This is a genomic window from uncultured Chloroflexus sp. (assembly GCF_938091255.1).
Taxonomy (GTDB): domain Bacteria; phylum Chloroflexota; class Chloroflexia; order Chloroflexales; family Chloroflexaceae; genus Chloroflexus.
Genome location: NZ_CALLJH010000028.1, coordinates 161,802 through 176,348, shown reverse-complemented (window position 1 = coordinate 176,348; position 14,547 = coordinate 161,802). Strand labels below are relative to the sequence as shown.

Annotated in this window: 11 protein-coding genes; 7 read left to right on the top strand and 4 right to left on the bottom strand. The window is 55.4% G+C overall.

All coding sequences use genetic code 11. From position 1 onward, the window contains the following. The first annotated feature begins 69 nt into the window (after positions 1–69). Positions 70–966, top strand: a complete 897-nt coding sequence (locus Q1A00_RS10840) for a LysR family transcriptional regulator (RefSeq protein ID WP_298406951.1) — start codon at positions 70–72, stop codon at positions 964–966. On the opposite strand, the gene Q1A00_RS10835 is transcribed toward Q1A00_RS10840, so the two are convergent. The 4 genes from Q1A00_RS10835 to Q1A00_RS10820 all read right to left on the bottom strand — a co-directional run bounded on the left by Q1A00_RS10835 (position 963) and on the right by Q1A00_RS10820 (position 3,985). Then, positions 963–1,226 carry an anti-sigma factor gene (locus Q1A00_RS10835; protein WP_298406954.1) on the bottom strand — a complete coding sequence of 88 codons (264 nt, stop codon included), beginning with the start codon at positions 1,224–1,226 and terminating at the stop codon, positions 963–965. The genes Q1A00_RS10840 and Q1A00_RS10835 overlap by 4 nt on opposite strands. Before the next feature lie 93 nt (positions 1,227–1,319). Then, complete coding sequence (locus tag Q1A00_RS10830; protein ID WP_298406956.1) at positions 1,320–1,934, bottom strand: sigma-70 family RNA polymerase sigma factor; 615 nt, start codon at positions 1,932–1,934, stop codon at positions 1,320–1,322. Between the two features lie 114 nt (positions 1,935–2,048). After that, positions 2,049–2,714 carry a thioredoxin family protein gene (locus Q1A00_RS10825; protein ID WP_298406958.1) on the bottom strand — a complete coding sequence of 222 codons (666 nt, stop codon included), beginning with the start codon at positions 2,712–2,714 and terminating at the stop codon, positions 2,049–2,051. Positions 2,715–2,797: 83 nt separating this feature from the next. Then, entirely contained in the window at positions 2,798–3,985 is a 1,188-nt protein-coding gene (locus Q1A00_RS10820) for an MFS transporter (protein ID WP_299756730.1), read from the bottom strand. A gap of 219 nt (positions 3,986–4,204) precedes the next feature. Between Q1A00_RS10820 and Q1A00_RS10815 the strand changes: the two genes are divergently transcribed. The 6 genes from Q1A00_RS10815 to Q1A00_RS10790 all read left to right on the top strand — a co-directional run bounded on the left by Q1A00_RS10815 (position 4,205) and on the right by Q1A00_RS10790 (position 14,521). After that, positions 4,205–4,921, top strand: coding sequence for an alpha/beta hydrolase-fold protein (locus Q1A00_RS10815; protein ID WP_298406963.1), 717 nt, complete (start codon positions 4,205–4,207; stop codon positions 4,919–4,921). 144 nt (positions 4,922–5,065) lie between these two features. Continuing rightward, positions 5,066–5,638: a TadE/TadG family type IV pilus assembly protein gene (locus Q1A00_RS10810; RefSeq protein ID WP_299756726.1), complete on the top strand. Its 573-nt coding sequence runs from the start codon at positions 5,066–5,068 to the stop codon at positions 5,636–5,638. Between the two features lie 12 nt (positions 5,639–5,650). Continuing rightward, positions 5,651–6,247: a TadE/TadG family type IV pilus assembly protein gene (locus tag Q1A00_RS10805; RefSeq protein ID WP_299756723.1), complete on the top strand. Its 597-nt coding sequence runs from the start codon at positions 5,651–5,653 to the stop codon at positions 6,245–6,247. 53 nt (positions 6,248–6,300) lie between these two features. Then, positions 6,301–8,886, top strand: a complete 2,586-nt coding sequence (locus Q1A00_RS10800; protein WP_299756720.1) for a VWA domain-containing protein — start codon at positions 6,301–6,303, stop codon at positions 8,884–8,886. Positions 8,887–9,015: 129 nt separating this feature from the next. Then, on the top strand, positions 9,016–11,607 hold the full coding sequence (locus Q1A00_RS10795; RefSeq protein WP_299756717.1) for a hypothetical protein: 2,592 nt from the start codon (positions 9,016–9,018) through the stop codon (positions 11,605–11,607). A 181-nt stretch (positions 11,608–11,788) separates the two neighbouring features. Then, positions 11,789–14,521 carry a phosphoenolpyruvate carboxylase gene (locus Q1A00_RS10790; RefSeq protein WP_298403646.1) on the top strand — a complete coding sequence of 911 codons (2,733 nt, stop codon included), beginning with the start codon at positions 11,789–11,791 and terminating at the stop codon, positions 14,519–14,521. Positions 14,522–14,547: the final 26 nt, after the last annotated feature.

Below are 14,547 nucleotides of genomic sequence, written 5' to 3'. Positions count from 1 at the left end.
GATCATTGCTAATGATAGCGACGGCGTTCGTGGCGCATCGCAAAGCAGCTCTAAACTGGGAGAGCAACGATGCTCGATCTGTACAAACTTGATATCTTTACGCGGGTGGTGGCTGCCGGCAGCCTCAGCAAAGCGGCTGAGCAATTGCACATGACTCAATCAGGGGTGAGCCAGCATATCCGCGCGCTCGAAGATGCACTCGGTACCGAGTTGTTCGCCCGGGGCCGGCGCGGGGTGGAGTTGACGGCCGCCGGGCAACGGCTCCTGTCATATTGCGAAAGCATCTTTCGTCTCGTTGCTGAAGCTGAATTGGCTGTTACTGATGTTGCCGGTTTGCGGGCTGGCCAATTGACCATTGGGGTGACTCCCGGTGTCAGTGCCTATCTGCTGCCTGAGTGGGTGCAGATGTTTGGTCAGCGCTATCCTAACCTTGCCGTAAGCACCCAAACTGGCACGACACCGGCCATTGTGGCCGAACTACGTAGTGGTACGCTTGATCTTGGCGCGATCGAGGGTGAACTTGACAACGCTGACACCGATCTTCAGCAGCATCCGTTACGCGAGTTTGATCAATACGTGATTGTGGGCCGGCGCCATCCGTGGTGGGGGCGTGATGAGGTGCAGCTCAGTGAGTTAGCTGGTCAGCCGATGGTGATGCGCCAATCGAGCAGCCAAACCCGCGCATGGCTCGATCAGGCGTTGCGCGAACAATCGCTTACGCCGCGCGTTATTGCCGAACTCGATAACCTTGAGTCGATCAAGCGGATGGTGATGATCGGTACGGGGCTGACGATTTTACCTCTCTATACAATTACTGCCGAGCAAGAGGTAGGGGCGTTGCATCCCATCCCGATTAGTGGCCGGCCCCTGCGCCGCACGCTACGGTTACTATGGCGCGCGGCGCGCCCGCTCTCGCCGGTGGCGTATGCCTTTCGCCAGATGCTAGTAGCCCATTATGGACGCTAATGGCGTTTGGTCTGCACCTGTTGTTGCATCTGGCTGATCAGCCGGTTTTCAAGGGCAGGCGGTAATGGCGGCGGCAGATCGTCGAGATGGTGCAACAAGTCGACCGTTTGTTGCAACGACGCTAGCAACTCTTGGCATTCGGGGCATTGGCGCAAATGCTCTTCCAACTCGGCGCACGATACAGCGCTGAGTTCGCCATCGAGATAGTCGTTCAAGCGATCGATCAGATCGAGACAGTGATCGTGATTGTGGCGTTCCATTGGCATTCCTCGCGGTTGGGGCAACGTCTGCGTTGCCGAGCTGATCCCAGCACAGCGGGTTGCGTGGGCAGGTGGGCGAAGGATACCTCGCCCTTACCTGTCATTGCTTGACGCTTCGACATAGCGTGCTAGCGCTTCGCGCAACCGCAGACGGGCGCGGTGCAGCCGCACCTTCACCGCGCCGGGGCTAATGCCGAGCCGCTCGGCGGTCTCTTCAGTGCTGAGTTGCTCGATGTCGCGCAGCACAATCACGGCCCGTAACGCATCGGGCAATTCGGCAATCGCCTGCGCAATCTCGCGCCGTAATTCACCATCGAGCGCGTTCCGCGCCGGATCGATCGCCCACGTCGTTTTGTGATGTAACGTGGTCTCATCCGGCGCAAGTTCACCAACCGCATCGAGTGCGACTTGCGGTCGCTTCTGGCGCAGCAGCATCAATCCTTCATTTGAGGCGATCCGGTAGAGCCAACTGCTCAAGCTGCCAGCGCCAGTATATTCCGGTAGCGCCGCGCACGCTTTGATGAACGTCGTCTGCAAGACGTTCTCAGCATCGTCGGCGTCGCCGAGCAGGTGCAGCGCACGTGCGTAGACCAGCGGCGCAAAACGTTTAACAAAACAGGTGCAGGCATCAGGGTCGCCGCGGCGTAAGCCGGCAAGCAATGCCTGTTCATCATCATACAGTGAGAGGTCAATGATTGGTCCCGGCACAACAGCTCCTCCATCGTAGACGTGATGGTATAGATTCAGTATATCACGTCTACGATGGCGGCTCTGTAGCGCCACATAACCGGGCGGCGCCCCGGCCCGGCAACAAACGGTGCCTTACGCTGCCGCGGCGACAATCGCTTCGCGCAGTTTGTTAGCCATCATCCCCTCTGGCACTGCGCCTTCGATATGCACCAGATCGTCGATCACCGTCTTCGGGACGCCCATCACTGCATAGCGATCGCCAAGTTCAGGGAATTCGGTCACTTCGATGCCCTCGGCGGTAATGTACGGGTTGGCCAGCGCTAGCCGGTAGGCCATCACCACCGCTCGCGGGCAATAGGGGCAGGTCGGTGTTACAAAGACCTGCAAGTGCATCGGCGCCTTGATCGTGTTCAGCAGCTCCATCGTTGCCGGCTGGAGATCAGGCTGGGTTGCGCCACCGGCCAACCGGATAGCCTCGATCAGCGAGGCAAACTCGTAGCCGCTAGGCAACCCGGCGAAGCGCAAGCCGTGATTCTTTCGCTCTTCCCCTGCCAAAAAGACGATCCCCGGCGCCTTGTCGATGCCTAGCTCGGCGGCATACGCGCCGTCTTTAGTCAGATCATATACACTCAAGCGCAGCAGCGGGTTGAGTTCCACTACCTCTTGCAGCAGCTCGTGGGTGACATCGCTGTATTCGCCGCTCTCTTCCGAGGTAAACAGGACAATCTCAACCGGACGGTTTAGCCCAGCGAACGCCTCCCGCACTGCCTTGCGATCTTTTTCCTGCATCAGAGCCATTGGTTTGCTTCCTTTCACGCCATCATCATTGCAATTGCTACCTATCAGATGCGCTCACGGTGGTATTGGTTACACGGCGTTTTTCAGGCGTTACCCTCCTTTATGAACAGCAATCCGATCCCAAACCCGATGAGTGCCAGTATGCCGGCAATCGTGCTGGTGAGAGCATAGCCAGCAGTGGCGCTGATCCATGGCCCGGCTAGTGAACCCACAATCCGCCCTCCGCCAATGCCAGCAGTCATCATCGCGAGCAGCGCGCCGCGCCGTTGAGCGCTGAGCCCGCTAATGAGCGGAAAGGTCGAGACGATCGCAAACTCGAAACACAGGTCAAATGCCAACAGGAGGGCCAAAAAGATCGGCCATGATCCACTCTGCGGCAAGAGCAGTAACCAGACGCCGACGAGCAAAAATCCGCCTAACACCGCTCGTCGCTTGCCGATCCGGTCGGTGAAGAGCGTGGCGCTAAGCGAACCAATTAACTCAACCACGCCGAGCAATCCGAAGACGAATCCGAGCTCGGCGGTCGTGGCGTTAAATGCGCTGTTCAGCCAACCGGCGTAACTGACAAAGATCAATTCAACCGCAGCTAGTTGGATGAAGACGAATCCTAGCGCAGTCAGAATGCTCGGTTGCTTAAAGAGATGCCATAGATGATTCGCGGATGCTGACTGGTGCAGTTGGCGGGATGGCGTTTGGTCATCGTTCGGTAACATGATATACGATATGAGCATCACGCCGCCAGCTATCGTCAGGCCGGCAAAGATCGGCGCGATCCCCCATCGTTCCACGCTCCACGTAATCAGTGGTACGCCGAGCAGCGCCGAGAGCGCCCAACTCAATTCGAGCACGCCGAGCATCCGTGCGCGGCGTTCGTAGTGGCTGCGCGCGCTAACGTAGCTTTGCAGCGCTGGCATCCCCACGGCGATGGCCAGCCCAATTACCGCATACCCAAACAGAAACGGGACAAATGCAGCGCTCATCGCACAAATAGCGGCGCCGAGTGTAAAGATGATCCCACCCCCAATCATTGTGGCCCGATCGCCGATGCTATCACTGATTATCCCACCCAACGGGCTAAACAGCGACGCCGCTACTTGGACCGTGATTAGCAGGCTGGCGGTGGTCAGATCAACCGCAAAGCCGGCGGCCAAAAACCCCAATAGAGGATAGATCATGCGGAAGGTGAGGCTGACCAGCCAGCGGCCCCAGACCAGCGTCAACAGTTGGGGCCATGTCAGCGCACGCGCGTCATGAGCAGTTAGGGTTGTCATACCACTAAACCTTGTCAACAGCAATGCGATACCAAACGATATATGGCAAGGGCTGGCTGGCGCAATGAAGCGCATCATGCTAGCTCGCCTGCAGCAAGCTCCTTTGGAACGAACAGCATTTCTTTGACGTGTTCCTCACCATTACATTGACAGACCATTGCGCGCAGGCTATCATTTCACCCATTGTCATCGCCAATTTGAAATGCATACGTTTGGAATATGCAACGACAATACCATGCATGGCACAGCCCTGCCCTCAATCGAACGATGGAATTGCTCATATTTGGCCATGCCGGTGCGCCGGTGTTGGTCTTCCCCACCTCGCACGGACGTTTCTACGAATATGAAGATCGCGGGATGGTGGCTGCGCTTGGTCATCATTTAGAGCAAGGATGGATTCAACTTGTTTGCGTCGATAGCGTCTACAGTGAAAGTTGGTATAACTATGGCGCTGATGCCGATGCGCGAATGTGGCGAGAAGAGCAATATGAGCACTATCTGATAACCGAAGTCTTGCCACTGGTGCGCCACCTCAATCCCAATCCGTTCTTGATGGCCACCGGCTGTTCGTTCGGCGCTAGCGAGGCCGTGATTTTCACATTGCGCCATCCCGGTTTCGTGCGGCGTGTCATCGGCCTCTCAGGGTTGTACGATCTCAAGCGGTTTTTTACCAGCTACACGCAGGGCGTCTACTTTCATAATCCGGTTGATTTCGTACCCAATTTGAACGATCCGTGGACAATTGATCGTCTCCGTGAAACCGATATTATTCTGGTTACAGGGCGCGACGATCCGTCGGCGTGGTCAAATGAATTGCTGTCAAGCCAATTATGGGCCAAGGGGATCGGCAATGCCTTGCGAGTCTGGGATGGTTGGTGCCATGACTGGCCCTACTGGCAACGCATGATCGTGCAATATATCGGTGGGCATGATTGACCAAAACTGTTATGCCGGTACAGTTATGGCTTTACAATGATGAATTTCGTGATCTGAAAACCCGGTACTTTCGGACTATTCCACAGGATTGAAGTGAGTCATATACTAACAGCTAGAGCAGAAGCATTCGTGGGAGTGCGTGTTATGAAGTCGCAACGTGGGCAATCGATTGTCGAAATGGCACTCTTGCTACCGGTCATGTTAATGGTCTTGTTTGGAATTATCGAATTTGGCTATCTCATTTTTGCCTACTCGATGGTATCCCAAGCGGCACGCAACGGTGCTGAAGCGGCAGCGCAATTGCCACCGCATCAAACGTGGCTCGATCTGCGCAATAACCCGCCAGCTAACTTTCCCGGTTTCACGGCTGATGCGTGTGTGCGCGGGATTATGGAAGCAATTCGCTCGGACGTCGTACTGTTCGATGGGAGTGGCAACGAAGGGCGCCGAATCGAGGACTATGTGACGATTCGCTACCCCAACGGTGGTCAGACGCGCAATTTGAGAGATCGTGGGCCAATCGAGATCGAGATCAATTATCCGGTACGCAGCATCACGCCGCTCTTCGATCTGATCGGGCTAGAGAATGGCACGCTCACCTTGCGGGTCGTACAACGCCGCTCTATCGAAAACTTAGGTGTCGATCCGACTAGCCCGCGTGGGGTGGCATGTGCACGTGATGTGGCCGATTGGCAAGACATGCAACTCGATCGATAAGCGAGGGAAACCATGATCAAGAAACGTCGTCACAAGACGGTGGGCCAAGCCATTGTTGAATTTGCTCTCTCGACTACAGTCATCTTTCTCTTGCTTTCGGCTGCAGTTGATCTCGGCCTCATCTTCTTTACCTTGCAAGCGCTGCGTGCGGCTGCTCAAGAGGGTGCCACTTACGGTAGTTACCCGTTGGTGGTAACGAATAATAGCGGTCGAGTAACAGCGGTAACGCTGAATTATGAAGAGATTTTCAGACGCATTCGCACTGCTGGTGGCACGCAGCCGACAGGAGTAGCCAATCTACTCGATCTGAACGGTGATGGGATCGACGATGTTAGTCAGCCTGCAGTCTTTAGTAAAGACAATCCGACCAACCCGAATGGGTTTGTGATTATAGAAAATCCGAAGGGCGCTAATCCATCTAACCTAAGCGGCACGTGCGCGACAACGACACCGCGGGTCGATATGCGCAATGCTGGCCAGAATTGTTGGATCAGGGTAACAATACGGTACCGTTACCAGCTCTTCTTTCCCTTTGCGCCGGCATTTGGGCGAGAGATCATCTTACGAGTGACACATACGATGCCTATCCGTAGCCAGTTTGTCGGCTAACAATCTGTAAAGCTCTAGTCCGCAAATGGCAACGCAGCACATGGAGGAAGGTAATGGCAACTAAGCAAACAAGAATGTGTGGTACACCACGACGAGTACGCGGGCAGAGTATTCCCCTGCTTGCCCTCATGATCGTCGTGCTGGTCGGAATGGTGGCGCTATCGGTTGATGTCGGGCGCACCTTTTCCGAGGAACGCCGCGCTGTGGCAGCCGCAAATGCGGCATCGTTGTCGGCGATGAATACCTACGTTCGCCGACCAGCCGGTACGACCAATACAGTCATTTATGACGCGATTGTCAACTCGCTCCGCTCGAATGGGATCGACGTTGAGAACAATCCAAATATTCGTATGGAAGCGTACTATCTGAATGCACGCGGCGAGCCGATTGAAGGCGGTGCTCGTATTACTCGTGACGGTACCGTAGCTCCTGATAACGTTGCGTACATTCAGGTGAACCTCGAAGGTGACGTTGACACCTTCTTTGCGCGGGTCGTTAATCAAGAGCAGTTACCGATTGCAGCAACTGCCTACGCTGGCACATGTCCGCCGACTGATGGCGTGTATCCAATTGCGATCAACAACGAGTACATCAGCGGCAATGAGTTTCGCAATCCGGGTGATGCCAACGGTGATGGCAGGCCCGATAATAACTGGGAGAGGCTTACGAATGGTCCTTACAGGGGCTTTACCAAAATGCGCCTCTACCTAGCCGACAATAATGTGCCCGGCGGGTTTGGCTGGCTGCGCTGGCTTGACGGTCGTGGTGCTAGTGGTGCAAATGCTAACAGTGCCCAAGAGTTGGAATTGGCTCTAACCGGTACCGGCACACTCTCAAGGGGTTTTATGGAGGTGGTACCGTGGCCGGCGACCAACCTGCCCCGCCCGGCAAATTACCCTGAGCGGCCCGGCGAGTTGAATGTTGGTGACTGGGTCTACGGCAGCTCTGGCTTCACCGCGAGCAATGACCGTCGCGCTGCGCTAGATGCCCATATTCAGAATGGTACCCGCATGGTGCTACCGATCTACGATGTTGCGGTTTCGCAAGGCTCGAATGCAGCGTATCGCGTAGTGCGCTTCGGTCTCTTTGTGTTAACCGAGTATGGGCGTGAACGCAACCGGCCCTATATGGATTTCATCTTCCTCGGCGATCCGAACCGGCAGGGCACGGCTTGCTCGGCGACCCCGCCGCCGCCAGAGGATACGAGTATTGTTCGCTTGACCGGTAGTGTCGAGCTGTGGCCGGAGTATCAGGTGGTAGCCAATGAACGCCGTCCGGTGCAGTATGTTGTTGTGCTCGACGTATCTGGATCGATGAGTATGGACTTCTTTGGCCGAGGCTATATGAATGACCAGCCCGTCCAATGCATTGTAGGCCATCCCGGATCGCCGCCTCCGGTCGAAGGATGCGTCGGTAACTATCGACACGCGTGGAGGCCGGAGACCGAGCGCCGGATCTACGTCGCTAAGAAAGCTATTCAGATGCTGATCGATCAGACCAACATGCCGGGGAATACTGACTATGACCCGACGCGGCCCCCCGATCAGATGGCCCTGATCTGGTTTAATCAGAGCGTTCCTTTGACCAATCGTTTCGGTTTCAGTTCGGATCCGGCGGCACTGAAGAATGCGGTGCTCAATGCCGGCAAGACTAGGAATATCACAGATCCGTACTTGACCTCAGGTTTTACTAATGTTGCCGGGGCTCTGTACCGTGCGCGGGAACTGTTACAGAATGCGCCGAAGACGACCAATCACCTTGGCCGTGAGTGGGTATATCGGCGAGCGATTATTCTCGTGACCGATGGTGTGTCAAACGTCTTCCTCGATCGCAGTAAACCAGACCTCTACAGTATTCCTAGCAGCAACGGTATTTCCAGTTCCGGTTATCCGCCCACCTATGTAGGAAATCCAACTTGCGGAGATCTAAAGATGAAAGTTCTTGATGACGCAGAATGCCAAACAACCAGAATTGGCGGCAAGTACAATAACATGGATCGCCCCATTACCCAGATGGTGCAGCAGGCAGAGGCGATCAAGGCCGATCAATCGGTTCAGACCGACATTTATGTGCTGGCGATCTCGGTTACTCCACCGACTGGGTTGAAAGATGGTGTGGCGACCACGCGCCGTCACTTCTACACTGCCGAGACACTTGAACGCGGGCCAGACGGTCTGAACAACGTTGACCGCATTATGTTGGCGATCAATGCCGAGGTTGAGTATGGGCCGTGTATCAGCGGTCAAGACGGCGAGTGGCGTGGTATTATTCCGGTTTATCACTTCCAATCGGTTGGTGGTCTGAGCTACCCGAACGTTGGTGAGGTGATCTTGCAAGATATTTCAACTAACAGTGTGTATCGGGCGCCGATTGTTGCCAGTACTGATGGACGGGTACGCTATACCTTCGAGTCGATCCCGCGCGGTACCTATCGCTTGCAAGCCTATCTCTTCTACCGCCACCCGCTCGATCCGCCGACCGCCGGCCCGCGAATGTACAGCCAAATCTTTAATAGCGTTTCGAGCCAGTCGGATATGGTGGTTGTGCTTGAGCCGAATGGTCAAGGCGCCGGCTTTATTACCACTATCGAACAGAACCTGCGCTTGCGTCTCAACGGTAATGTTTGTGCGGTGAATTAGCGGTGAATTAATTGAAGAGGGTTCGGGAACGGCAGCATGCTCCTGCTCCCGAACCCCGTTCCCTCTGTCTCTCCTACGCTGACGTGCAGTCGACGTCACGCTTCCACAATGCTCGCGGGGAGGTTTCCAATGATGTTTAGTCCGCGCTTGTTCCGCCCCTCTATGCTGTTGGCAGCTTTAGCCCTGATTGCGCTCATTGTGCCGACGTGGCTGCCATCGCCAGCCCGCGCGCTTGACGATGAAACTGGTACTGACCAAGTCATAGACAACTCACAAGCTGACTTCGCCAGTGGTGTCTTCCAGCGCACGGTGGTATCGGCGGCACCATCGTCGCCGACTAATCCAGACGTGGTTGGTGCGATTGAGTTAGCGCCGGTGGGTGCGCTGAACCGAAACAACTGGACCACTTCTGCAGCAGCATTGCCTCAAGCACTGAGTGATGCGCCGGTGGTGGCGTTAGGGCGATACTTATTTGTGATCGGTGGCGCGACTAGTCCGATTGCCAATGAAGAGAACCGTTCTTCTTACATCTATCGTGGTGTTGTCAATCAAGCTACCGGTGGGTTTGAGACACATGCGCCGGTTGCTCCCGGCAATGACTCGTTTACTGCCATTTCCATTCCGGCTGTTGATCCCGGCTCTGAATGTGATACACCGCTGGCTGCACGTTCACGGGCTGGTGCGGTTGCAGTGCCAGCAACGACTGGTACAAACCTTGGATACTTGTTTATTGTTGGCGGCAGTATGTATGACCAAGACTGCGCTACCTACGACTTTTCGACCAATATCGTGCAGCGAGCTACGGTCGATGCCAACGGGAATATTATATCTTCTGGCTGGAGTGCCCCATCGAGTTGGCGTTTTCCTACTCTGGATGATAGCGGCAATATCATTACGGCTACCGACTCACCTGACCTACGCGGTGTTCAGAACGTCCAACTCGTACATATCCGTACCAGCGCCGGCAATGATTATATCTATGCGATTGGCGGATTGAGCATTGCGCCTAGCCAGTTTTTGCGGGAAGATGTCTATCCGTATGTCTTCTACACCAAGGTTGGCGCTAACGGCAATCTCGTCCATCCGACCGGTGCGTCGACACAGACGGTCTGGCAAAGGTTAGCCGATTTGCCGTTTCCTTTGCACTCCGGTACGGCTATCGCTGCGTACGCCACCAGTGGTTCGAGCCAAAACGCAGCGATCTTTTTGCTTGGTGGCTGTACCGATGTTGAATGCAATACCTTGAATACCTCAGTTTACCGAGCTGACGTCAATCCGACTACCGGTGCGCTAACATGGACAAATCAAGTGGCGCGTGTGGGCAACAGTACACAGGTAATCAACATTCAAGGACGGCAGGGGGTAACCGGTCTCAGTTTCAACAACCGGCTATACTATGTCACCGGTTCAACCGCAACCGGCTCGCCCGGTGCGTCCGGTGCCACTGCAACCATTCCGGTTGCGATATATGGTGATGATTTCCTGCTCGAGGATTTGACCGGCAGTGGTACCTATGTTGTCGGTACCAATGAAGTAAGTGATTACGTTTTGCCATTGCCGAATAAGCGCCTCAACGCTGCGGTTGCAATTGTACCGGCGGTGCCGCCGGATAATGCTACGACTCAAGTCAATGCAGCGTGGGTGTACGTGGTTGGCGGGTCAAATGAGACCAATCAACCGACCGACACCATTTTCTTTGGTGGGGTAGGTGGTGCTAATGAGTCAACCGGTACAAACCGAGCTTCAGAGGGTTGGTACTACTCGCAACCGTTTGAGGTGCTTACAAGTGGCGAAACTTCACGGTTGCTCGCCATCAAATGGCTGACTGATCTGAATCGTCCACCATCAAACCCCGAAGCCGACATTCGGTTGCAGTTCCGAGCTGTGGTCACGAGCGGCACGTGTCGTGAGAGCGACTTCGATCCTTCAATGGCGCCAACCAATCCCTCACGCTGGCGCGATCTAGATAGTGATACTAGTTCGCAGCTGCGCTCACAGCACGGTCTCAATATCATTCGCCTGATCGATGCCTTCCCGACCGAAGAGATACAGGCGACCTGTATGCAGTACCGAGCGCAGTTCATTCAAGACCCCGGTGATAGAACATTCTCGCCAAAGCTGTACTATGTTGCAGTCGAGAAGGTGGTAGCGGCAAAGCCTGACATTTTAATCGACACCTTTGACGTTACTACTAACAGCGGTAGCTTTGCAAACATTAGCCTGACGCTACGTAATCTGCGCCGGAATAGTCTCGCTGCTACACGCAGTGTGGAGGCTGCTAGCGGTGGTGGTAGCTTCTTCGTTGATCTCTGTATTAAGCGGCGCACGAATCCATCGACACCGGAGTTGACGGCGGTACCGGCGCCGAATCCAAGCGCTGGTTCGAGCGCAACCCCCTCGTGTGCAACGGTATCAGCACAGGTGCCGAAGCATACATTGGTGCCGGGTGCAACATATACTATTCCGCTAAGTGCGTGGGTGAACTCGCAAACGAATCAGTCCGCTGATTGGAGTACGATCTTTGGTGAGCCGGGCACGTATGACATTGGGATCGTCGTTGATTATAACGTGATGGCTGGTGAAGATGCCGAAGGTCGCAGCAACAATCGTGGTGAGAACGTTTCGCCGCCCAATGGTATCATTCGCACGGTGACGATCATTGCGCCGCCGAGTCCAGAGCCAGAGAATCCGAAGGTCTTTGTACCGGTGGTGTTCCGCTAACTGTATCAGTCACAGTGAATATGAACTTACTCGTCGGGGCAGCCAACGCGGCTGTCCCAATTTGTAGGTAGAACGTTAGCGCGATAGCTATGCGCTCGTGGTATGATATGGTTAATCCAAACCCCATCTATCAAAAAGTCCGGCCAGTTTTGGTATGGGTGATAACGAAAGGTTATAGCCGATGCAACCATTTGATCAGACGAAGGTCGATCAGGATTTCGGCTTTTTGTTGAAGCATTTTCGTGCCGTGTTGAAACACGTCGGCGAACATCACGTAGCTGAGGCGTTGCCGTGGCTCCGTGCTGCGCCTGATGACTCGACGATCTCAACGCGATCGTTGGTGCGAGCGTTGGGGATTGCCTTTCAGTTGTTGAATATTGCCGAAGAGAATGCAGCCGTGCAGCAGCGTCGCGTGGCCGATCGCGATCCGGATCGCCGACCTGAGACGGGGCGCTGGCGTGATGCGTTGCAGAAATTACGTTGGGCTGGCTTACGTGCGGCTGAGATCGCTGATGCGTTGCCTTCGATCTGGGTTGAACCGGTATTGACCGCGCATCCGACTGAAGTGAAACGGGCGACGGTGTTGTCGCATAATCGTGATTTATACCTGCTGATGGTGCGTCACGAAAGTCAACGCTGGTCACCGGCTGAACAGGCGGAGATTGAGGCCGAGATTGAGACAACGCTTGAACGGTTGTGGCGCACTGGTGATATCTTTCTGAACAAACCGGCGGTGCCGTCTGAAGTGCGCAATGTGTTACATTACTTAGTAAATGTCTTCCCCGATGTGTTACCGGTGCTTGATACCCAGTTGCGCTATGCTTGGGCAATGGCTGGCTTTGATCCGGAGTTGTTGGCCGATCGCTGGCCTCGGCTGAGCTTTGGCTCATGGGTTGGCGGTGATCGCGATGGTCACCCCTTGGTGACGGCTGAGATTACTGCCCAGACGCTGCGCGAGATGCGTTTGCAAGCGTTGCGGTTGGTACGTCGCCGGTTACGGTTAGCGGCCAGCCATCTCAGTATTTCTGACCTGCTCTTCCCAGTGCCGTCTGGTCTCGTCACTCAGATCAATCGCCTAGCGGCCGTTTTGGGCGAACGTGGTCAGCGTGCGATTGACCGTAATCCTAATGAACCGTGGCGGCAGGTGCTCAATTTGATGATAGCCCGCCTACCGATTGATGATGCTCCGGCTGAGGCTGCGCAATTAGTAGATGAACCTGATCGGTACCGCGATGCTGCTGAATTGTTATGTGATCTGCGTGAGTTAACGGGGTATCTGCGTGAGATTGGTGCTGATCGGTTAGCCGATGCTGAGGTTCGACCGTTGATGCAATTGGTGCAGACGTTTGGCTTTCATCTGGCTACACTTGATATTCGTCAGAACAGTCAGTTTCACGATCGGGCATTAGCCCAATTAATGGAAGTGGCAGGCTTGTCAACTGATGATCTATTAGGCGGCGATCCTGAACGGCGGCGGGCGATGCTCGAACGTGAAGTGTCATCGCCACGACCATTTGCTCATCCTGACACGCCGCTTGGCCCGGAAGCAGAGGCAGTAGTTGGGTGCTATCGCGTGTTGGCGGCGCATATTGCCCGCCACGGAACGGCTGGAATTGGCCCGCTGATTATCAGTATGACCCGCGATGTAACTGATGTGCTGGTCGTCTATCTCCTAGCGCGCGAGGCTGGGTTAGCCTATGCTACGCCAGAAGGGTTGGTTTGTCGCTTGCCGGTCGTTCCCCTCTTCGAGACGATTGAAGACCTTGAGCGAAGCCCTCATATCTTGGCTGACATTCTCGATCATCCGGTGACACGCCGAAGCTTGATCGCTCAGGCGAACGGTGGCGAGCTTGTACAACAAGTGATGATCGGCTACAGCGACAGCAACAAAGATGGCGGGATTCTGGCGAGTCAGTGGACCCTATACCGTGCCCAACGGGCCATGGCCGAAGTGGGGCGCGCGCGTGGGGTGCGCATCCGCTTCTTCCATGGTCGCGGCGGTACTATCAGCCGGGGCGCTGGGCCAACAAACCGGTTTATCGCGATGCTGCCGCCGGGCGCTCTCGACGGTGAGCTGCGCTTAACCGAGCAGGGTGAAGTGATTGCGCAAAAGTATGCGAATCGTTTGACCGCCGCCTACAATCTAGAGTTGCTGATCGCCGGCACCACGACGCATACTCTCCTGCATCGCCGACAAAGCACTACGCCACATCCGCTTGAGCCGGTGATGGATTGGTTGGCGCAACAGGCGCGGCTTGCCTATCGCAATCTGATCGAATGCGATGATTTCATGACCTTTTACCGACAAGCCACTCCGATTGACGTGATCGAGCAAGGTCGGATCGGTTCGCGTCCGACCCGGCGAACTGGACAAGCGACGCTAGCCGATCTGCGCGCAATACCGTGGGTCTTTAGCTGGAATCAAGCCCGTTTTTATCTCCCGGGTTGGTATGGTGTGGGCAGCGCTCTTATTGCGTTGCAGCAAACCGATCCCACTGCGTGGCAACAGCTCTGCGCCGAGCAATGGAATTGGCCGCCATTGCGGTATCTCTTGGCGAATGTGGCCACCAGTTTGCAGACGGCGCACCGCGAGACAATGTATGCCTATGCCGAGTTAGTTGAAGATGTGCATATCCGCCAGCGTTTTCTCGATCTGATCGATGCTGAGTTTGAGCGAACCGAGTCAACACTAACGGCGATCTTCGGCATGCCGCTTGCCCAGCGGCGTCCGCAGGTGGCAGCGACTCTGGCTCGTCGCCAGATTGGTCTGGCGCCATTGCATCGGCGTCAGATTGCGTTGCTTAGGGAATGGCGGGCGCAGCAGGCGGCTGGTGATCCGGCTGCCGCAGAGACGCTGACCGATCTGCTCTTGTTGGTGAACGCGATTGCTGCCGGTTTGCGCACGACAGGGTAAATATGTCAACGCAAAGACGCGAAGAA